The 20,776-nt window shown below is 35.8% G+C and carries 17 protein-coding genes, 1 other RNA gene and 1 other annotated feature; of the genes, 15 read left to right on the top strand and 3 right to left on the bottom strand.

What is annotated here, in order from left to right; all coding sequences use genetic code 11:
• Nucleotides 1–50: 50 nt before the first annotated feature.
• From K332_RS0104160 to dtd, 7 genes are all read left to right on the top strand, one after another.
• A complete protein-coding gene (locus tag K332_RS0104160; protein ID WP_026906315.1) occupies nucleotides 51–338 on the top strand; it encodes a post-transcriptional regulator in 288 nt (95 codons plus the stop codon).
• 61 nt (nucleotides 339–399) lie between these two features.
• Nucleotides 400–2,682 carry a protein translocase subunit SecDF gene (gene secDF, locus K332_RS0104155; protein WP_026906314.1) on the top strand — a complete coding sequence of 761 codons (2,283 nt, stop codon included), beginning with the start codon at nucleotides 400–402 and terminating at the stop codon, nucleotides 2,680–2,682.
• Nucleotides 2,683–2,767: 85 nt separating this feature from the next.
• The gene (locus K332_RS0104150; RefSeq protein WP_026906313.1) at nucleotides 2,768–3,097 is read left to right on the top strand and encodes a LapA family protein; all 330 of its coding nucleotides are present in this window, start codon (nucleotides 2,768–2,770) and stop codon (nucleotides 3,095–3,097) included.
• A 59-nt stretch (nucleotides 3,098–3,156) separates the two neighbouring features.
• Nucleotides 3,157–5,493 (top strand): single-stranded-DNA-specific exonuclease RecJ, encoded by a 2,337-nt coding sequence (gene recJ / locus K332_RS0104145; protein ID WP_026906312.1) that lies wholly within the window; start codon nucleotides 3,157–3,159, stop codon nucleotides 5,491–5,493.
• Nucleotides 5,483–5,995: an adenine phosphoribosyltransferase gene (locus K332_RS0104140; RefSeq protein ID WP_026906311.1), complete on the top strand. Its 513-nt coding sequence runs from the start codon at nucleotides 5,483–5,485 to the stop codon at nucleotides 5,993–5,995. Before recJ ends, K332_RS0104140 begins: the two co-directional genes overlap by 11 nt.
• A 135-nt stretch (nucleotides 5,996–6,130) precedes the next feature.
• Nucleotides 6,131–8,335 carry a RelA/SpoT family protein gene (locus K332_RS0104135; protein ID WP_026906310.1) on the top strand — a complete coding sequence of 735 codons (2,205 nt, stop codon included), beginning with the start codon at nucleotides 6,131–6,133 and terminating at the stop codon, nucleotides 8,333–8,335.
• Between the two features lie 49 nt (nucleotides 8,336–8,384).
• Nucleotides 8,385–8,831: a D-aminoacyl-tRNA deacylase gene (dtd, locus tag K332_RS0104130; protein ID WP_026906309.1), complete on the top strand. Its 447-nt coding sequence runs from the start codon at nucleotides 8,385–8,387 to the stop codon at nucleotides 8,829–8,831.
• A 217-nt stretch (nucleotides 8,832–9,048) separates the two neighbouring features.
• Here dtd and K332_RS0104125 read toward each other — a convergent pair whose 3' ends face one another.
• Complete coding sequence (locus tag K332_RS0104125) at nucleotides 9,049–10,155, bottom strand: N-acetylmuramoyl-L-alanine amidase family protein (protein ID WP_026906308.1); 1,107 nt, start codon at nucleotides 10,153–10,155, stop codon at nucleotides 9,049–9,051.
• Between the two features lie 622 nt (nucleotides 10,156–10,777).
• On the opposite strand from K332_RS0104125, the gene K332_RS24155 reads away from it, so the two are divergent.
• The 4 genes from K332_RS24155 to ssrS all read left to right on the top strand — a co-directional run bounded on the left by K332_RS24155 (nucleotide 10,778) and on the right by ssrS (nucleotide 14,644).
• Nucleotides 10,778–10,951, top strand: coding sequence for a hypothetical protein (locus K332_RS24155; protein WP_169727345.1), 174 nt, complete (start codon nucleotides 10,778–10,780; stop codon nucleotides 10,949–10,951).
• 58 nt (nucleotides 10,952–11,009) lie between these two features.
• Nucleotides 11,010–11,232: a binding site (T-box leader), on the top strand.
• 64 nt (nucleotides 11,233–11,296) lie between these two features.
• Nucleotides 11,297–12,577, top strand: coding sequence for a histidine--tRNA ligase (hisS, locus tag K332_RS0104110; RefSeq protein WP_026906307.1), 1,281 nt, complete (start codon nucleotides 11,297–11,299; stop codon nucleotides 12,575–12,577).
• Nucleotide 12,578: 1 nt separating this feature from the next.
• Nucleotides 12,579–14,345, top strand: coding sequence for an aspartate--tRNA ligase (gene aspS / locus K332_RS0104105; RefSeq protein WP_026906306.1), 1,767 nt, complete (start codon nucleotides 12,579–12,581; stop codon nucleotides 14,343–14,345).
• 118 nt (nucleotides 14,346–14,463) lie between these two features.
• Nucleotides 14,464–14,644: non-coding RNA, 6S RNA (gene ssrS / locus K332_RS23535), on the top strand.
• Nucleotides 14,645–14,751: 107 nt separating this feature from the next.
• Here the strand turns inward: ssrS and K332_RS0104095 are convergent.
• Together K332_RS0104095 and K332_RS0104090 are read right to left on the bottom strand one after the other, a co-directional pair.
• Nucleotides 14,752–15,423, bottom strand: a complete 672-nt coding sequence (locus K332_RS0104095) for an RsfA family transcriptional regulator (protein ID WP_026906304.1) — start codon at nucleotides 15,421–15,423, stop codon at nucleotides 14,752–14,754.
• Nucleotides 15,424–15,689: 266 nt separating this feature from the next.
• On the bottom strand, nucleotides 15,690–16,973 hold the full coding sequence (locus K332_RS0104090; RefSeq protein ID WP_036688064.1) for a replication-associated recombination protein A: 1,284 nt from the start codon (nucleotides 16,971–16,973) through the stop codon (nucleotides 15,690–15,692).
• A 402-nt stretch (nucleotides 16,974–17,375) separates the two neighbouring features.
• On the opposite strand from K332_RS0104090, the gene cymR reads away from it, so the two are divergent.
• From cymR to K332_RS0104070, 4 genes are read left to right on the top strand one after another with little or no spacing between them, the layout of a single operon-like run.
• Nucleotides 17,376–17,795, top strand: a complete 420-nt coding sequence (gene cymR, locus K332_RS0104085) for a cysteine metabolism transcriptional regulator CymR (RefSeq protein ID WP_026906302.1) — start codon at nucleotides 17,376–17,378, stop codon at nucleotides 17,793–17,795.
• Nucleotides 17,796–17,823: 28 nt separating this feature from the next.
• Nucleotides 17,824–18,966: a cysteine desulfurase family protein gene (locus tag K332_RS0104080; protein WP_026906301.1), complete on the top strand. Its 1,143-nt coding sequence runs from the start codon at nucleotides 17,824–17,826 to the stop codon at nucleotides 18,964–18,966.
• 10 nt (nucleotides 18,967–18,976) lie between these two features.
• Nucleotides 18,977–20,089 (top strand): tRNA 2-thiouridine(34) synthase MnmA, encoded by a 1,113-nt coding sequence (mnmA, locus tag K332_RS0104075; RefSeq protein WP_026906300.1) that lies wholly within the window; start codon nucleotides 18,977–18,979, stop codon nucleotides 20,087–20,089.
• A 25-nt stretch (nucleotides 20,090–20,114) separates the two neighbouring features.
• Nucleotides 20,115–20,771: a tetratricopeptide repeat protein gene (locus K332_RS0104070; protein WP_026906299.1), complete on the top strand. Its 657-nt coding sequence runs from the start codon at nucleotides 20,115–20,117 to the stop codon at nucleotides 20,769–20,771.
• The last annotated feature ends 5 nt before the right edge of the window (nucleotides 20,772–20,776 follow it).

Below are 20,776 nucleotides of genomic sequence, written 5' to 3'. Positions count from 1 at the left end.
CATGACAACTTGTACTATGAAATGAATTCTTTCTTGAAGAGGTGAAGGTCTTGGAATTGGTAAAGGCTGTAGAATCATGGAAACAGGAATTATTACCAGTTTTAAAAAGTAAAGCTGAAGAATTACAATTGATGGGTTATCCTAAAGCGACTGATGAGGATATTTGGATGTGCCTTGTCAAAAAAGTGTGGAAAGGTAATCCTGAAAAAAGATTATATGAGGTTGTCCAAGACATATTTCACTTGAGTTCTAATATTTACATGAGTTATTTAACAATTGATGCGTATCAAGACGATGACTTATTGGCTTCCATCGCAGCGCTGACAGGGAAAAGTTAATTTCCTAACAAATGCATTTTTACATATTTGTATTTGATACAGTTTAAGGAGGAAAAGTTTTATGAAAAATAAAGGACGCATTATATCCTTTTTCCTAATAGTGATTGCATTAGGACTTATTATCGGATTATTTACACCTAAGATTGCAAATGATGTTAATCTTGGGCTAGATTTACAAGGTGGATTTGAGGTGCTATATAAGGTAGAACCTATTGACAAAACACAAGAAACGACCCGTGATTTATTAGAATCCACTGTTCAATTACTAAATGACAGGGTAAATAAACTTGGAATCAGTGAAGCTGTAATTGATATTGAAGGGGAAGACCGAATTCGAGTACAGCTAGCTGGTGTTGAGGACCAAACGCAAGCACGAGAAATGTTAGCAACTAGTGCAAGACTATCATTTCGTGATGTAAATGATAATGTGTTATTGGATGGGGCAGATATTAAAGAAGGAAGTGCCAAACAGGACTTCGATCCAACGACCAATGCTCCAATCGTTACACTACAAGTTAAAGATGCCAAGAAGTTAACAGAGGTGACTACGGAACTATCTAAGAAATATGTTAGTGATGCCATCCCTCCAACCGAGAGAGAGGACTTATTGGTTATTTGGATGGATTTCCAAGAAGGGGATTCGTTTAAAGCGGAGGCACTAAAAGAGGATCACAAGTATATTTCTGCACCAGGTGTTAAGAATCCAATTCCGGGTACAGATGTTATGATAAGTGGAAACTTTACCGTTGAATCTGCACAATACCTTGCAGATATTATCAATTCTGGATCATTACCTGCTGACATGGAGGAACTATTCTCTACTTCTGTTGGGGCACAATTTGGTGAGCAAGCGTTAAATGAAACTGTGATGGCTGGTATTATTGGTATTGCTATTATTTTCTTATTCATGATAGTTGTTTATCGTTTTTTAGGTGTAATTTCAGTTATTTCGTTAAGTGCTTACACATTTTTAGTAATAGTAATTTTTGAGGCTCTCAACGGTGTTCTTACTTTACCTGGAATAGCCGCTTTAATACTTGGAGTTGGTATGGCCGTAGACGCAAACGTCATAACATTTGAACGTATTAAGGAAGAGTTACGAGAAGGAAAATCACTACATGCATCATTTAAAGCAGGAACAAGTAACTCATTTAGAGCAATTCTAGATGCCAATATTACAACTATTCTAGCTGCTGCTGTGCTATTTGCTTTTGGGACAAGCTCCGTTAAAGGGTTTGCTACTATGTTGATTATTAGTATCCTTGTCAGTTTCTTAACAGCAGTATATGGTACAAAATGGTTACTTCAATTATGGCTAAAAGCTAAATTCCTGAAGAATAATCCAAGTTGGTTTGGTTTAAAAAGATCGGAAATTAAAGATATTAAAGATAAATCAGAGGTTCCAGCTAAATTCTTGAATAGAGAATGGAACTTTGTTGATAAACGTAAGAAATTCTTTATATTTACTATAATCCTACTTATTATTGGTGCTGTTTCTTTAGCTGTATTTAGATTAAATCCTGGAATTGACTTCACAAGTGGTTCAAGGGTACAAATTATTGCTGAGGAAAGCTTGAACGCGGAAGAAATTATGGCAGACCTTGAAAAACTAGGTTTAGAAGAAAAATCTCCTGTACTTTCAGGTGAGAATAATGAGATTGCGGTAATTCGCTATGATGATGTAATAGAGGAAGATAAAATTGCTGAATTAAAAGCATATTTCTTAGAAAAATATGATGTTGAACCTAGCGTAAGTGTAGTCTCATCAATTGTTGGAGAAGAGCTTATTAAAAATGCCATTTATGCACTTGCTATTGCATCTATAGGTATGATTATATATGTTGCTTTCCGCTTTGAGTTCTTCTTTGCGATAGCAGCAATAATTGCATTATTACATGATGTATTTATAATGCTAACAGTCTTTAGTATTTTTAGAATAGAATTTGACGTTACAATTGTTGCCGCAATTCTAACGATAATTGGTTATTCCATTAATGCAACCATTGTAACATTTGACCGAATACGGGAAAATATACAGAGAGAGAAAAAACCTGTTAAAACCTTTAAAGATCTTGCAAGTATAACTAATAAAAGTATTGTTCAAACTATGACTAGAACAATGAATACTACGATTACAACCTTAATAGCCGTACTAGCATTCTTATTCCTTGGAGCAGATCCAATTCAAGGATTTGGAATTGCCTTAGCTGTTGGCATTATTGCTGGACTTTACTCTTCACTATTCCTTGCTACTCAACTATGGTTAGTATGGCGTGGGAAGAATATTAAAGAAAAGCCACTTGATTTTAGAAAGAAAAAACGTGTGGAAGGACCACAGGTCTAATATAAAAATCCCCTGGGCTTGAGCCTAGGGGATTTTTTTTATTATGTTGTATAAAATATCATGTATATAAGGAGGAGTATTTAGTATGAAAGGACAAACTTTTGTCATTATCGCCATTATATTTATGATATTAGTAGCGATATTCGCGGTCACAAATGTTAATCCGGTTGAAGTAACTTATTTTTTCTGGGAACTAGAATCGCCCTTAATCCTTGTTATCCTTTTTTCAGTATTGATGGGAGGTATTATTACAGCAGCTGTAGGTATGGTACGTATGTTTAAGATGCAACGAGAAATTAAATTGTTAAAAAAAGAAAATCAAAAATTAACCCAGTTAGTAGATGAAACGGAATTAATAGGGACAGAAATTGTCTATCAACCAGAAGTGGAAAATCAATCAGATAAATCTAACTAGAATTTTAATTGCTACCCCTGACTGTATTTGTGTATAATAGATTAGTCAGGGGTGAATTTATGTTACGAAGCAAGTCGAATTGGAAATTTGCTAGCATACAAGATAATATAGATGATTGGATGGATGACTCAAGCGAATTATCTCCCGTGATAAAAGAATTGCTTTTACAACGTGGCTTGACAACAGCTGAAGAAATACAAAGTTTCTTGAAACCGTCCACTGATCTGTTAATTAATCCAAATAGAATGGCATCGATGACCGTAGCTAAAGATCGAGTGTTGCAAGCGATTGAAGCAAATGAAAAGATACTTGTTTTTGGCGATTATGATGCTGATGGTGTTAGTTCTACAACAATACTGATCAAGACACTAGAAGAACTAGGTGCGAATTGTGACTTTTATATACCAAATCGTTTTACTGAAGGTTATGGCCCTAATGAAACTGCTTTTAGACAGGCAAGTTCAGAAGGATTCAAACTAATTATTACAGTAGATACAGGAATTGCTTCTGTACATGAGGCAAAGGTGGCTAAAGAACTTGGAATTGATTTGATTATTACAGATCACCATGAACCACAAGAAGAACTACCTGATGCATTTGCAATTATACATCCTAAATGTTCACCCGATTATCCGTTTAAAGAATTAGCTGGAGCAGGGGTAGCATTCAAATTAGCCGAAGCCTTACTTGGGTATTTTCCAGATCATTTATTGGATTTAGTAGTAATAGGAACCATTGCAGATTTAGTGCCATTAGTTAATGAAAACCGTATATTAGCATATTTTGGTTTACTTAAATTATCCAACACGAAAAGAGAAGGCCTTATTGCCTTAAAAAAACTTTGCAATATAGAAGGAAAAACAACAGAAGAGGATATTGGCTTTCAAATAGGACCTCGTTTAAATGCTGTTGGCAGACTTCAAGATGCAGATTTAGCAGTGCATCTTCTAATGACCGATGACAGGCAAGAAGCTGAAGACCTTGCTAAAATGGTTGATCAGTTAAATCAAGAGCGTCAGAAGGTTGTAGCTTCTATTGTCAAAGAAGTGGAAGAATCAATTAGAATTGATTCTGAAAAGGGTGTAATTGTTGTTGCAAAAGAAGGATGGAATCAGGGAGTGCTGGGCATTGTTGCATCTAGGTTGGTAAGAAAATATGACCGACCAGCCATTGTGCTTGCGATTAATGAAGCAGATGGTACAGCAAAAGGATCTGCAAGAAGTATTCCTGCCTTTGACTTTTTCCAAAGTTGCATGCAAATAAAAGATATTTTCACTCATTTTGGAGGACATTCTCAAGCGGCTGGAATGACTTTGCCGATTGAAAATGTTCCGTTACTAGAAGAGAAACTTGATAATATTATTAGTCAAGAATTATCAAGTGAAGATTTTAAACAAGAAATACTAATTAGTAAAACACTTGAGCTTTCTGATGTTACGGAAGAACTTATTGATGATATAAGTCTGTTAGCTCCTTTTGGTATGGCTAATCCTAAGCCGAAATTTACTATCCATTCAAAGCCAGTAGATGTAAGGCAATTAGGTAACATGAAAAAACATCTAAAACTACTATTTAAAGATGATAAATATTCAATAGAAGGAATAGCCTTTGGTATGGGTGATCTATTCCATTGTATTTCTCCTAACGCAACAGTATCTATAGTAGGTGAATTAGGAATTAATGAATGGAATGGCATTCGAAAACCACAACTAGTCGTTGAGGATATGAGAATTAATGAGTGGCAATTATTTGACCATCGAGGAAAGAAACAGACAGACTTAACAAATTATCTTCACCAATTTGATAATCATATACTACTGTATAATGAAAATAGCCAGAACCATCATGCATTTCCAGAAGGTATTAGGGAAGTTACTTATGAGCAAGCGTTTGAATTAGTTGAGGAAGTAGAAGTATTATATCTATTTGATTTACCTCCTAATTTAGATGACTTAAAAGAATTTATTAATAAGGTTAAGCCTTTGTGTATTCATGCTTGTTTCTATGTGGAAAACAGTGCTTATTTATCTGCTTTTCCGACTAGAGAAGATTTTAAATGGTTATATTCTTTAATATGGAAAAGAAAAGAATTAGATATTCAAAAAGAATTAAATGCCATATTACACGCTAAGGGCTGGACTAAAGATACGGTTCGTTTTATGTTAAACGTGTTTTCTGAGTTAGAATTTGTTAATATAAATAATGGACTTATTTTATTAAATAGCACACCACAGAAAAAAGATTTGCAAGAAGCAAATGTTTACCAAGAAAGAGTGAAGCAAGCTGAAATTGAAAAAATCCTCTATTATGCAACCTATGATGAATTAATGAAATGGTTTCAAGATAGTATGGAACAGTTGGCTAAACCTAAGGAGGAAGTAACCCATGGATTATAAACAATATATTAAAATTGTAAAGGATTGGCCTAAAGAAGGTATTGAATTTAAAGATATTACGCCATTAATGGATAATGGAAAAGCCTTTAAATCTGCAGTTGATGAAATAGTTGAGTTTGCAAAAGATAAAAAAATTGATCTTGTAGTAGGTCCAGAAGCAAGAGGATTTATCGTTGGATGTCCAGTATCCTATGCTCTTGAGGTAGGGTTTGCACCTGTGAGAAAAGAAGGAAAATTACCACGTGAGGTTATCAAAGTAGATTACGGTTTAGAATATGGACAAAACGTGTTAACAATCCATAAAGATGCTATTAAGCCTGGACAACGCGTATTAATAACAGACGACTTGTTAGCAACCGGTGGTACTATCGAAGCAACAATCCAATTAGTAGAAGAACTAGGTGGTATCGTTGTTGGATGTGCATTCCTGATTGAGTTATCTTACCTAGACGGTTTAGATAAACTTAAAGGCTATGATGTGTTAACATTAATGAAATACTAATTATGATGATTAGGTCTGATGAGAAGAAGCTTTCATCAGACCTCTTCTAATACGTAAGTATAAATTTTTCTTTACATTTACGACAAACTTTTCGATACTAGTATGTAAGTATCTTCTACAATAAAAGGTGATAATATGGCAAAGAGTGACATTATAACAATTGAACAATTAATAGAGAAAGCACGTGGGTATCTTTCTGCAGAAGATGTGAGTTTTATTTATAGGGCTTTTGAATATGCAGAAAAAGCCCATAAGGATCAGTATCGTAAGTCTGGGGAAGCGTATATCATTCACCCTATTCAAGTTGCTGGGATCTTAGTAGATTTAAAAATGGATCCTGTGACAATAGCTGGCGGTTTTTTACATGATGTTGTAGAGGATACCGAAATTACACTTGAAATGATTGAGGAAGAGTTTAATAGAGAAGTTGCTATGCTTGTTGATGGTGTAACGAAACTAGGGAAAATTAAATATCAATCTAAAGAGGCACAACAAGCAGAAAATCACCGAAAAATGTTTGTTGCCATGGCAAAGGATATCCGTGTAATTCTAATTAAATTAGCAGATAGATTACACAATATGCGTACATTGAAGTTTTTACCTCCAGAAAAGCAGCGCCAAAAGGCAAATGAAACAATAGAAATTTTCGCTCCTTTAGCACATCGTCTAGGGATTTCCACGATTAAATGGGAACTTGAGGACATTTCTTTACGTTATTTAAATCCACAGCAATATTATCGTATTGTTCAACTAATGAAACAGAAACGTGAACAACGTGAATCGTATATTGAGGAAGTAATTGATGAAGTAACAAACCAACTAATCGATGTTAACATCGAAGCAGACATCTCGGGTAGGCCAAAGCATCTTTACAGTATTTATCAAAAGATGTATAAGCAAAATAAGCAATTTAATGAGATTTATGACTTATTGGCTGTTCGTATTCTGGTCAACAGTATTAAAGATTGTTATGCTGTGTTAGGAATTATCCATACTTGTTGGAAGCCGATGCCTGGTAGATTTAAAGATTATATCGCGATGCCAAAGCAAAATCTTTACCAGTCCTTGCATACGACTGTTATAGGTCCTAAGGGCGATCCATTAGAAGTACAAATTCGTACTAATGAAATGCATGAAATTGCAGAATATGGTATCGCTGCACACTGGGCCTATAAAGAAGGAAAGCAAGTAAATAAGGATAAGAAGTCTTTTGAAGAAAAATTAACCTGGTTTCGTGAAATATTAGATTGGCAAAGTGAAACACATGATGCAGAAGAATTTGTAGAATCATTAAAAGTTGATCTATTCTCTGATATGGTTTATGTATTTACACCAAAAGGAGATGTGATAGAACTTCCTTCTGGTTCTGTTCCACTTGACTTTGCTTATCGAATTCATACGGAAATTGGTAACCAAACCATTGGAGCAAAAATAAATGGTAAAATGGAGCCACTTGATTATGAATTGAAAAATGGCGATATAATTGAAGTTATGACGTCTAAGCATTCCTATGGACCTTCACAGGATTGGCTAAAGATTACCCAAACTTCACAAGCCAAAAACAAAATTAGAGCATTCTTTAAAAAACAACGTCGTGATGAAAACATTGCTAAGGGTAAGGAGTTAGTTGATAAAGAAATTCGATCCCTAGGTATAGAACCAAAAGAAGCATTAACGGAAGAAAACTTAAAACGAGTATATGAACGTTTTAACTTTATTTCTGATGAGGATCTATACGCTGCAGTTGGTTATCAAGGCATAACAGCTGCACTGGTTGCGACAAGGTTAACCGATAAAATTCGCCAGACTCGTCAAAAAGAACAAGATTTTGCTCAAACACTCGAAGGAGCGAAAAACGAGTATAAAGAAAAAGAAAAGAAAAAGTATAAAAAGGACTCTGGAGTTATTGTAGAAGGTGTAGATAACCTACTAGTTCGTCTTTCCAAATGCTGTAATCCTGTTCCGGGTGATGAAATAATTGGATATATTACAAAAGGACGTGGAGTTTCCGTTCACCGTTCCGATTGTCCGAATGTACTAACAGAAGAAGCAATGGAACGCCATTTACATGTTGAATGGGAAGAAGATCAAACACAGAAACATTATCATGTTGATTTAGATATTTCTGGCTACGATAGAAGAGGTCTTTTAAATGAAGTTCTACAAGCTGTCAATGAAACAAAAACAAATATTACCCATGTAAATGGTCGTTCTGACCGTAACAAGATGGCGATTATTCAGATTACAATTTTGATTCATAATACAGAGCACTTAAGAAAAATTGTTGAACGGATAAAACAAATTAAAGATGTTTATACCGTAACTAGAACAATACAATAGCCCCATTACTATTATGGGGTTTTTTACATATTGAAAAGGAGTTTTTTGAATGAGGGCTGTTGTTCAACGTGCAATAAATGCATCGGTTACCGTTAATAAAGATGTGGTTGGTAAAATTTCTAATGGATTTGTAGTATTATTAGGAGTTACTCATGAAGATACAATAGATGATGCAAAATATCTAGTTAATAAAATCGTTAATTTACGTATTTTTGAAGATGAAAACGAAAAAATGAACTTATCTTTAAAAGATGTGGACGGTGAAATCCTATCTGTCTCACAATTCACGTTGTATGGAGATACAAGAAAAGGTAGAAGACCGAACTTCATGCAAGCAGCGAAACCTGACAAGGCAAATGACCTGTATGAGCAATTTAATGATTTGATCCGTACGGAAGGAGTAATAGTAGAGACTGGAAAATTTGGTGCGATGATGGATGTTATGCTGACAAACGTTGGACCGGTTACTTTAATTTTAGATAGTAAAGATAGATGAGCATATTAGTATAATAATGATCATCAATTAGATGGTCGCTTTTTTAAAAAAAGTAACTGAATCAGCTTGGTTACTAGGACAAATCCAAAAAAGTCACCTGAATAGTGCTGCATCCCAAAAGTTAGAGTAAAAAATCTAACTTTTGGGATGCTTTTTGATTTTAAATTTGAAAACAGGATTATGGTTAGTAATGAACCAGATATGTCACTATTTTAGATTATTGAATGGAGAAATAACGCTGTAAACCATTAACAATACCTGAAACTAGCTTTTCTTGATAAACATTTGTTAATAATAATTGTTCAATTTCGGGATTCGATATAAAGCCAAGTTCTATTAAAACAGATGGCATTAAATTTTGACGAATAACTTGGAAATCACCGAAATCTACTCCACGATCACGATCGCCTGACTCCTTAATAATTTCTTCTTGAATGTAATTAGCCAAGGGCTCGTATTGTTCCTGGTGGTAATATGTACCAATTCCAGTCACATTTGGTAAATCAGGTACACTATTGTAGTGTAAGCTAATAAAAGCATCTGCATTTTCAACGTTGGAAAGTGTTGCTCTACTTTCAAGCGTCACGAATGTCTCCTGATCTCTTGTCATAATAACTTCAGCACCGAGCAGAATGAGTTCCTGTGCTAATATATCCGCAGTCTTATATGTTAAATCTTTTTCATAAATGCCATTATTGCCTAATGCGCCAGAATCATCACCGCCATGGCCAGGATCAATAACTATTGTTTTTCCTTTTACCCCGTCGGTTAATTCTTCGTTGCTTTCATCTACTAATTCTTTGAAAACATATCCTTCAGAATCATCTAGCTTTACTTTAAACCATTTATCAGTTTCCCCTATAACCTGAAGTTCTTCACCCTCTTTTACCAAGTTTATTATATCATGTTCAGTAGAGGGACCATTACGAATTTGTGTTTTGTTGTAAGGTATTTTAATTGTTTTTTGTACAGTACTTTCTTCTGTATTGGTTGAATCTGTTACTGTGTCGGTATCAGTTGAATCTTTATTATTGGTTGGAACTGTCGTATCAGAGAAATCTTCTTGTTTTGATACAAATTCAGAGGATACCCATGCTGTAAACCCCTCTAATTGTATTTCAACCCATCCTGATTGTTCCCCAACTTTTGTATATATATCACCCTTATGTACTTGTCCTAAATTTTCGTAATTAGTACCAGGGCCACTCCTCAGATTTAAATTATCTTCGTTAATGACAACTTCATTTGTACTAGCAGTTATCGGATAATTCCAACCAACAAGTGCCAGACAAAGCATTATTACCAATATTTTTCTTTTTCGCAAAAGACTTCCTCCTAATTCATCAATAACTATTTCTTTTCTATTCTAATAAATATTGTCGAAATAGGCAAAGCTAGTCTTATGAAAAAAACATTTTCTAAAGATTACTGTTAATTTAGCACAGATGGAATTAATGAATAGAAGATGGAAGCTGTGCGATAACTAATTATTTTTGCTGAGCAACGAACCCGCGGGGGAAATACACTCCGCTGATAGTGAATTAGAATTATTGTTCTAAATTACTAAAAAATGCGTTACAAACAATCCATAAATCGGAAGTTCTAACTAACACAGGCAGAATACGGAGACTCCTCGAAAATAAAAATCAATTTTCTTCGTGCGATGTCATGCTGCCGAAGCTTTCCTTGGGACTGCGATTACTCGCCCCACCGAAAACATTTGTCCTACGGGAATAGCACGTGTCCGAAGACCCCCGCAGCGGTGCTCTTTCCGCGAGGAGGCTGAGGCCGTGCCCGTGGAAAGCGAAGTATTCTGCCGGAGTGGTATCTTAGCAGTTACCTTTATTAAAATCATAGCCGAAGTTAAACAATAGTTACCGCACAGTCTAATCAAATAGTAACTAATTAAACAAAAAATGTTGATTATAAAATAGGAGGCTAATACTGTGAGAATGAATGAAAAACATTGGAGTTCCCATAATAACCGAGATATTTTTGGGGTGAATTTACATCGCTTTATTGAAATGCAAGACTCGTCAGGGCATATGGAAATTGCACAAGAACTTGGTATTTCATTAGGAGAGGTAAAAGCTTTAAAGAAAAAAATTAATCGTACTTGACATTCTACTTCTGAAACATTATGATAATATTCATTCACGTATGATGAACGAATTATATGAAACTCCGATGAGGGAAAAAGTAGCTAGAGTATGTATGTACAGAGACAAAATGCCTTAGGCTGTAAGCATTTTGCATAACAATCTGGTAAAAGACATTCCTTAGGATCTATATTGAACGGATTTCTTAGTAAATATAGACGTTTTGCAGGCGTTAACTGTGAAAGGTGGATGCACAATTTGCATCAACTAGGGTGGCAACGCGGGTTACTCTCGTCCCTTTTTTTTAGGGATGGGAGTTTTTTGTTGTTTTTACGTTCATTTACATAATAAAAGGAGGAGTAAAGAATGGAAATTAAGGCACCTAGGGGTACAGCTGACATTCTACCAAAGGATGCTAGAAAGTGGCAGTACGTTGAAAGTAATATTAAAGGAATTTGCGATAACTTCCATTATGAAGAAATTCGCACACCATTATTTGAGCATACAGAAGTTTTTGCACGTGGGGTTGGAGATACTACAGACATTGTTCAAAAGGAAATGTACACATTTGAGGACCGTGGTGGAAGAAGTTTAACATTACGTCCTGAAGGTACAGCTTCTGTGGCTAGGGCATTTGTTCAAAATAAATTATATGGGGAACCAAGTCAACCGGTGAAGCTTTACTACTTTGCTCAAATGTTTCGCTATGAAAGACCACAGCAAGGGAGAATGCGTCAGTTAAATCAATTCGGTGTAGAAGTTTTGGGTAGTGCTGATCCTGCTGTCGATGCAGAGGTAATTGATTTAGCGATGACTGTTTACAAACAGTTAGGACTATCATCTTTAAAACTAGTAATAAATTCACTAGGTGACGTTGAAAGTAGAACAAATCACAGAGATGCTTTGATTAAGCACTTTACCCCTCATAAAGATGAATTATGTAAGGATTGTCAATCAAGACTAGAACAAAATCCAATGAGGGTACTTGATTGTAAAGTGGACCGTAATCACCCTTCCATGAATACAGCACCGTCTATTTTAGATTTTCTGAATGAGGAATCAAAAGAATACTTTGAACAAGTTAAAAGCTATTTAGATTTAATGGGAATCCCATATGAAGTGGATCCAAATCTAGTACGTGGACTTGATTATTATAATCATACAGCATTTGAGATTATGAGTGAGGCAAAAGGATTTGGAGCAATTACAACCCTTTGTGGTGGTGGTAGATATAACGGTCTAGTAGAAGAACTGGGTGGCCCTACAACACCTGGGATTGGGTTCGGAATGGGTATTGAACGATTGTTAATGGCACTAGAAGCGGAGAATGTTGATATTCCATTAGAAGATGGGCTTGACTGTTTCTTAGTTTCACTAGGAGAAGGATCTAAAAAAGAAGCAGTACGATTAGTACACGAGCTTCGCCAACATGGTATTCAAGTAGATCAAGATTACCAAGGTAGAAAGGTAAAAGCGCAATTTAAAGCCGCTGACCGCTATAAGGCAAAATATGTCTTAGTTCTTGGAGAAGATGAATTACAAAAGCAAGTGATTAACGTTAAGGAGATGGCAACGGGTGAACAAGTTGAAGTTCCTCTAAATCAATTAATAAACACAATGAAGGAAAAGCTACTAGGAGGAAAATAGTATGAGTGAGAGAGTACTTGCCGGAATGATTCGGGAATCAGATGTTGAAAAGGAAATTCTACTAAAAGGTTGGGTACAAAAACGACGTGATTTAGGTGGATTAATTTTTATCGACCTTCGTGATAAATCAGGTATTATTCAAGTTGTATTTAATCCTAAGCATGAAGAAGCATTAGCGGTAGCAGAAAATGTTCGTAGTGAATACGTTATTGAAGTAAAGGGAATGGTTGTGTTACGTGATGAGAATACCATTAACCCACTAATGGAAACCGGTAAAGTGGAAGTTATTGCTGATGAAATAAATGTACTAAATAAATCGAAAAACCCGCCATTTCTAATACAAGATGAAACAGATGTTTCGGAAGATTTGCGTTTGAAATATCGTTATATTGATTTGAGACGTGCTCCACTTCAAGAAACATTTAAAAAGCGTCATCAAATCACACAAGTAGTCCGGAATTATTTAAATAATGATGGTTTCTTAGAAATGGAGACACCGATATTAACGAAAAGTACACCAGAGGGAGCTCGTGACTATTTAGTTCCTAGTCGAGTTCATCCAGGTGAGTTCTATGCATTACCACAGTCTCCACAGTTATTTAAACAGTTAATTATGATGAGTGGGTTTGAAAAGTATTATCAAATAGCACGTTGCTTCCGCGATGAAGACTTACGCGCAGACCGCCAACCAGAATTTACGCAAATTGATATTGAGACATCCTTCATGACTAGTGATGAAATTATGACCATGACAGAGCACATGATGCAGCAAGTTATGAAAGAGGTAAATAATGTTGAAGTTGAGCTTCCATTACAGCGTATGCCGTATCAAGAAGCAATGGATCGTTATGGTTCAGATAAACCAGATACTCGTTTTGAGCTAGAGCTAATCCACGTAGCAGATTGTTTAGCTAACTCTGACTTTAAAGTATTCCAAAGTGCCATTGAAAGTGGCGGAAATGTTGCGCTATTAAATGTTAAGGGAGCAGCAGCTAACTTTTCACGTAAAGACATTGATAAATTAACAGAATATGTAAAAGTTTATGGAGCAAAAGGTTTAGCTTGGCTAAAAGTAGAAGGCGACGAATTAAAAGGTCCGATTGCAAAGTTCATTACTGATGACGAGAAACAAGGACTATCAGAACGTGCAAATACGGAAGATGGGGACTTATTATTATTTGTTGCAGATAAAACATCTGTGGTATATGACAGTCTCGGTGCATTAAGATTAAAACTAGGTAAAGAGCTTGGATTAATCGATGAAAGCAAATTTAATTTCTTATGGGTAACAGATTGGCCACTATTAGAGTATGATGAAGAGCTAGGGCGCTATTTTGCAGCTCACCATCCATTTACCATGCCTTTTGAAGAAGACTTTGAAAAATTATCTACTGATCCTGGAAGTGTTCGTGCCAACGCTTATGACCTTGTATTAAATGGATATGAATTAGGTGGAGGGTCCATCCGTATCTATAAACGAGAAGTGCAGAATGAAATGTTTAAAGTACTAGGATTTACTGAGGAAGAAGCAGAGGAACAATTTGGGTTCTTACTAGAAGCTTTAGAATATGGTGCCCCACCACATGGTGGAATTGCCCTTGGATTGGATCGTATTGTCATGCTATTAACGGGTAGAAGTAACTTACGCGATACCATTTTATTCCCGAAAACAGCATCAGCATCAGATCTTTTAACAGCTGCACCAAGTGAAGTAAGTGAAGCACAGCTAACAGAACTATCTATTCAGTTAAACCAAAAAAATGACTAAAATTAACTGATGTCGATTATCTGTAACAATTGTAATCAACTCTTCACAAAAAGGATATTGAGTGGACTCGGGTTTATGTGTTAAGATTATTTTACAAACAAAGATTACTTTAAATAAATCAATCCTGATATGTTAGTCTATAACATACGTTTTGACCGAACAGTTTAAAAGAGGGAGCCTGATTGTTTTCGATTGGCATGCATGCCTCATACAAGAGGACGTATAATATTCGAAACAAGGCACCCACCTGCAAGGAGCGGGGATCAAAACTTACTATAGACGGCATAATTGGGATTGATGATATACATAGAACAACTAAAGGCCAGATTCTATTCATCGTAGACTCTGGCCTATTTATGTTTAATAAAAAAGATGTCTCAGGAATTTTCCAAGACACCTTTAAAAATTAATTAGAACCTTGTGCGATTTGCTCCAAATTTCCATTTTTATCCATGCGAAATGCTGGTGCTTTAAATGATCCCTGATCTTCTAGTACGGTCATTTTTCTAGCGCGATCCATAATTTGCACAAATACCTTGTAATCTTCTTGAATAGTAACAAGCTCCTGTTCCGTATCAGAAAGTTGCTTTTCAAGTTTAGTAATCTGTTCTTTTAACATTGTATTCTCTTTTTGTGCGTGATCCAATGAAACTTTTGATTGATTAGAAGCATAATAGTCTCTTTTGAGTTGAGTTAGAAACTGAATAACGGTTTCTAATGTAATTGTTGAAGGCTGAACCTGTGTAACGTCAGTGCTTCTATCAGACCCCTCGTTATTAATGGTTTCGTAGCTAGGTTGAAATGCCACAACAGATGGTCTTGTAACTTTCCTAGCTTTTTCAATGGCACGTTTCTTTTCTTTACGTTGTCTTTTAGCAAGGTCTATAGCACTAATATATTTTTTTCGGATTTCAGCATTCCACCTAAATCCACATGCCGCAGAAGTACGATTTAATTTATCGCCAACTTCTTCAAATGCATTTAATTGTGTACTTCCTTCACGAATATGACGCAGTACTGTTTCAGCAAGTAACAGGTCATCTTCATGTGACCAAGCATCTTGTCTAACTTTTGTCATGTATGTTTCATCTCCTTTTTCAAGTAACAACCTAATCAAAACTATAGATTTTAACTAGTAAATTGTGTTGATAAAAAGTCAGTTCATTAGATAAACAGTTTTAGAAGTGACTTTTCAGGTCATTGTTCCATTTTCAATAGTTTTGACGGGAGAGAAACTTTTTATACGTTATGACAAAATTAAATTTTGTGTCTTTGATTAATGATTCGTTAGTACTCCTAATTTAAAAGGCACCCCAGTAATGGGATGCCTAGTATTAGTCCTTTTTATTTATTAATCTTTTTCTCTTTTAGAATTTTTTCATATACTTGCTTCATTGCTTGTTCAAACTTTCCGGTGTTCTTTGGTTGATAGTATTGTTTATTTTTAATCGTATCCGGTAGATATTGTTGGTAAATCCAGCCACCTGGATAATCATGTGGGTATTTATATTCTATGCCTCGTCCTAGTGCTTTCGCTCCTTGGTAATGGGAATCTTTAAGATGATTTGGAATATCTCCACTTTTACCACTACGAATATCCACTAATGCAGAGTCTAGAGCTGAATATGCTGTGTTTGATTTTGGTGATAAACACAGCTCAATGATAGCTACAGCTAATGGTATTCTTGCTTCAGGGAAACCTAATCTTTCAGCAGCTTGAACGGCGGAAATTGCACGTGGTCCTGCTTGTGGATTCGCAAGTCCAATATCTTCATACGCAATAACAATCATTCTTCTAGCAATGGAATCTAGGTCACCTGCTTCGATTAACCTACCTAAATAATGAAGCGCAGCATCGACATCACTACCTCGTATGGATTTTTGAAAAGCGGAAATAACATCATAATGGGCATCTCCGTTTTTATCATGGGAAAAGCTTTTTCGTTGCATACACTCCTCGGCAACCGCTAAATCTATAAAAATCTCATTATTATCATTTTTGGGTGTGGATGCTACAGCTAATTCAATCCCATTCAATGCTGAACGCATGTCACCACCTGAACTACCTGAAAAATGGTCTAATGCTTCCTCAGTAACATGTATGTTTTGATCACCATAGCCGTTTTTCTCGTCTGTTAGTGCCCTCATAATTGCATGTCGAACATCACTTGGATTTAACGAATGTAATTCGAAAATGTGACAACGACTTCTGATTGCGGGGTTTATTGCATGGTAAGGGTTGCTAGTCGTACAACCGATTAATGTAATCAGATTACTTTCTAAATGAGGCAAGAGAAAGTCCTGTTTTGCTTTATCCAGTCGGTGTACTTCATCTAGTATTAATACTATGTTACCAGACATCTTAGCTTCTTCCACAACGATTTCCATATCTTTTTTCTTATCAACTACAGCATTTAATAAACGAACTTGTAAATGGAGACTTTTTGCTAATGCAGTCGCCATGGATGTTTTTCCAGTACCTGGGGGACCATACAAAATCATAGATGCTAGGCTTTCTGCCTGCACCATTCGATTTAATATTTTTCCTTCACCAACTAAATGTTCCTGTCCAATGATTTCATGGATATGATTCGGTCTCATACGGTAGGCAAGTGGTTTTTGTTTCATTTTCATCAACCTTTGAATAAAATAATAGTTTGGTATTCTTAGCCTAAGCTTGATTTATAAAAAATGCAAGAAGACTAACTTCATGCTATAATACCATGTATTTTAAAGTTAGCGGTAATAATGGTATAGTTAATATAGAAAAAATACGTTAGTTTTATGTACAAATTCAAAGATGTCTAGCTCCGGGCGCCTGCGACTAGCGTGACTTCCATCACCTACGTGCGATAAGTCAACATCGACTCCCATTCGGTCGTCGTGTTTCCTTTATCTCCTACGGTAGGAATGGTCAACTAAGATCGCTACTTTGCGTAGCAACGTTGACCCACCTGGCATGGCCAGGCGCAGTCCGTACGTCGCAAAAAGGACGCCGTGCGCTTTTCTAAGGACAAGAGGAGATTTGTTATGAAAATATCTACTAAAGGCCGTTATGGGCTAACCATTATGATTGAATTAGCACGTAATTATGGGGAAGGTCCAATTCCATTAAAAACAATCGCAAGAGAAAATAGTCTATCTGAACATTATTTAGAACAACTAGCTGCACCATTAAGAAATGCAGGATTAATAAAAAGCATTCGTGGAGCTTACGGTGGCTACATATTACCTGTAGAACCAAAGGAAATTAGTGCAGGTGATATTATCCGTGTATTAGAGGGACCAATTGCACTAGTTGAGGGAATTGAAGATGAAGAACCTGCAAAGCAAGCTCTTTGGAGACGTGTTACGGCAGCAGTTAAAGAGGTTTTAGATACAACCACTTTGGAAGATTTGATTAATCATGAAAAAGACGATCAACTGGACGGGTATATGTTTTATATTTAACCTGAAGTGTAGAAAGGACGAACACAACATGGAACATATTTATTTAGACCATGCAGCAACTACTCCAATGGATAAAAGGGTTATTGAAGCAATGGTTCCTATATATGAAGAAGTATTTGGTAACCCCTCAAGTGTACATGCTTATGGTAGAAAAGCAAGACAGCTACTAGATGAAGCAAGAAGAACTTTGGCTAAAAGTATTCATGCAAACGAAAAAGAAATTATTTTCACAAGTGGCGGAACTGAAGCAGATAATCTAGCTTTAATTGGAACTGCTTTAGCGAATAAACATAAAGGAAATCATATTATTACTACGAACATCGAGCATCATGCTACACTTCATACTGCTGAGTACTTGGAAAAGGAAGGATTCAAGGTTACGTATCTTCCTGTGCAAGATAATGGCAAAATTGATATTATCGACTTAAAAAAGGCATTGAAGCATGACACTATTTTAGTCTCCGTCATGTATGTTAATAATGAAACGGGAATAATTCAGCCTATTGAAGAAATTGGTGAACTGCTAAAGGACCATCAGGCGTACTTTCATACAGATGCTGTTCAAGCATATGGATCTATAGAAATAGATGTCGATAAATTAGGTGTCGATTTGTTATCCGTTTCCGCTCATAAAATAAATGGTCCAAAAGGAATTGGATTTTTATATGCAAGGGAAAGTATTAAACTCAACGCATTACAGTTCGGTGGTGAGCAGGAACGTAAACGCCGCCCAGGTACTGAAAATGTGGTGGGAGTAATTGGATTTAAGACTGCAGTAGAATTGATGGTGAAAGAAAGAGAAAGCCGTAATGAAAAATATGAGGCTTTTAGACAGCAATTTTTACAAGTTCTAAAAGAGGAAAATATAACATTTGATATTAATGGTAAGATCGACAGTACTATTCCTTCTATTATAAATATTAGTTTTTCAGGTACAAATGTGGAAAAGCTATTAGCGAATTTTGATTTATCAGGAGTAGCGGCATCCAGTGGTAGTGCTTGCACCGCGGGTTCAGTAGAACCCTCACATGTATTATCGGCAATATACGGTGCCAACAATCCATGCACAACCAATTCCATTCGCTTTAGTTTTGGTGCTGCTAATACAACTGAAAATGTAGTGGAAGCTGCACATCGTGTCGCGAAAATTATTAAACGATTAGTAAAATAAGGTGGTTATTATGAGAGAAAATAAAGATATTCGTGTCGTTGTTGGTATGAGTGGGGGAGTAGATTCATCTGTTGCTGCCCTATTACTTAAAGAACAAGGCTATGATGTTGTTGGGATTTTTATGAAGAACTGGGATGACACAGATGAATTTGGAGTATGTACGGCAACAGAAGATTTTGATGATGTTGTTCGTGTTTGTAATCAATTAGATATACCATATTACTCCGTGAATTTTGAAAAACAATATTGGGACAAGGTATTTACTTATTTCCTTGATGAATATAAAGCAGGGCGTACTCCAAATCCAGATGTAATGTGTAATAAAGAAATTAAATTCAAAGCCTTTTTAGACTATGCTCTTGATTTAGGTGCTGATTATTTGGCGACTGGTCATTATGCACAAGTTCGTGAGGAAGACGGTAAAATTGAAATGCTTCGTGGAGTGGATTCAAATAAGGATCAAACCTATTTCTTAAATCAATTAACGAGTGATGTGTTAGAGAAAGTTATGTTCCCACTTGGCCACTTGCCAAAATCAAAGGTTCGTAAAATTGCTAGTGAGCATGGTCTTGCAACAGCAACAAAAAAAGATAGTACAGGAATTTGCTTTATTGGAGAAAGAAACTTTAAAGAATTCCTTAGTGAATACTTGCCAGCTCAGCCAGGTGAAATGCAAACACTTGCTGGAGAAGTGAAAGGTAAACATGATGGACTAATGTATTATACGATAGGTCAACGTCAAGGACTTGGTATTGGCGGTTCAGGGGATCCATGGTTTGTTGTTGGGAAAAATTTAAAAGACAATATACTCTATGTTGAACAAGGTTTTAGCAATGAAAGTCTGTATTCGGACGAACTTGTTGCTACAGATTTAAATTGGATAAATCCAGAAGTTGTTTCTAATGAATTTACTTGTACAGCAAAATTCCGCTATCGTCAAGAAGACAGTGCAGTTACAGTTGAAAAATTAGAAAACGGTAATGTGCGTGTGATTTTCGCTGAAAGCCAACGAGCTATTACCCCTGGCCAAGCGGTAGTATTTTATGATGGGGAAGTATGTTTAGGTGGCGGAACGATTGACAAAGTAATTAAAAAAGATCATGTCTTAGACTACGTAGGCTAGCTATTCCACCGAAAGGAGTTAGAAGATGAATAAAATTGCACAAGCAGTAGATTTAATGAAGGAAAATAAGTATGAAGAAGCTGCAAATTTATTTAATGAATATATCGAAGAAAATCCTAAGGACCCAGTAGGTTTTGTGAATTTTGGTAATTTGCTTTTGCATTTAGGGGATCATGATCACGCGGTCAACTTTTTTGAAAAAGCAATTTCTTTAGATGATAAAACTGCGACAGCTTATTATGGATTAGGGAATGTTTTTTTTGATAAGGAAAATTTCCCTAAAGCACAACAGAACTTTTTGGAAGCTATAAAAAATGGTCTTGAAGAAGCCGATGTTTATTTTATGCTTGGAATGGCGCATCAAAATCAACAACAATTTAAATTAGCTATACCATATTTATTACGTGCGAAAGAATTAACTCCTACTGATGAAGAAGTAGCATTTCAATATGGACTTGTGTTAGCACAGAGTGAATTACTCTCTGAAGCAAAAGAGGTATTTGAATCTGTTCTTACTTTAAATAAGGAACATAGTGATGCCTTATATAATTTAGGTGTAATTGCATTATTTGAAGACAATGCTACTAAAGCTTTGGAATTATTCAATCAAGCATTAGAATTCGACCCGAATCATGTGTTAGCAGCTAACGGCAAAAATGTGGCAGAAGAAGCAGTAAATTAAAGGTT

This window comes from Paucisalibacillus globulus DSM 18846 (genome assembly GCF_000482485.1).
Taxonomy (GTDB): Bacteria; Bacillota; Bacilli; order Bacillales; family Amphibacillaceae; genus Ornithinibacillus; species Ornithinibacillus globulus.
Note: the sequence above shows the minus strand (reverse complement) of the source record. Positions and strands in the feature narration are given on the sequence as shown.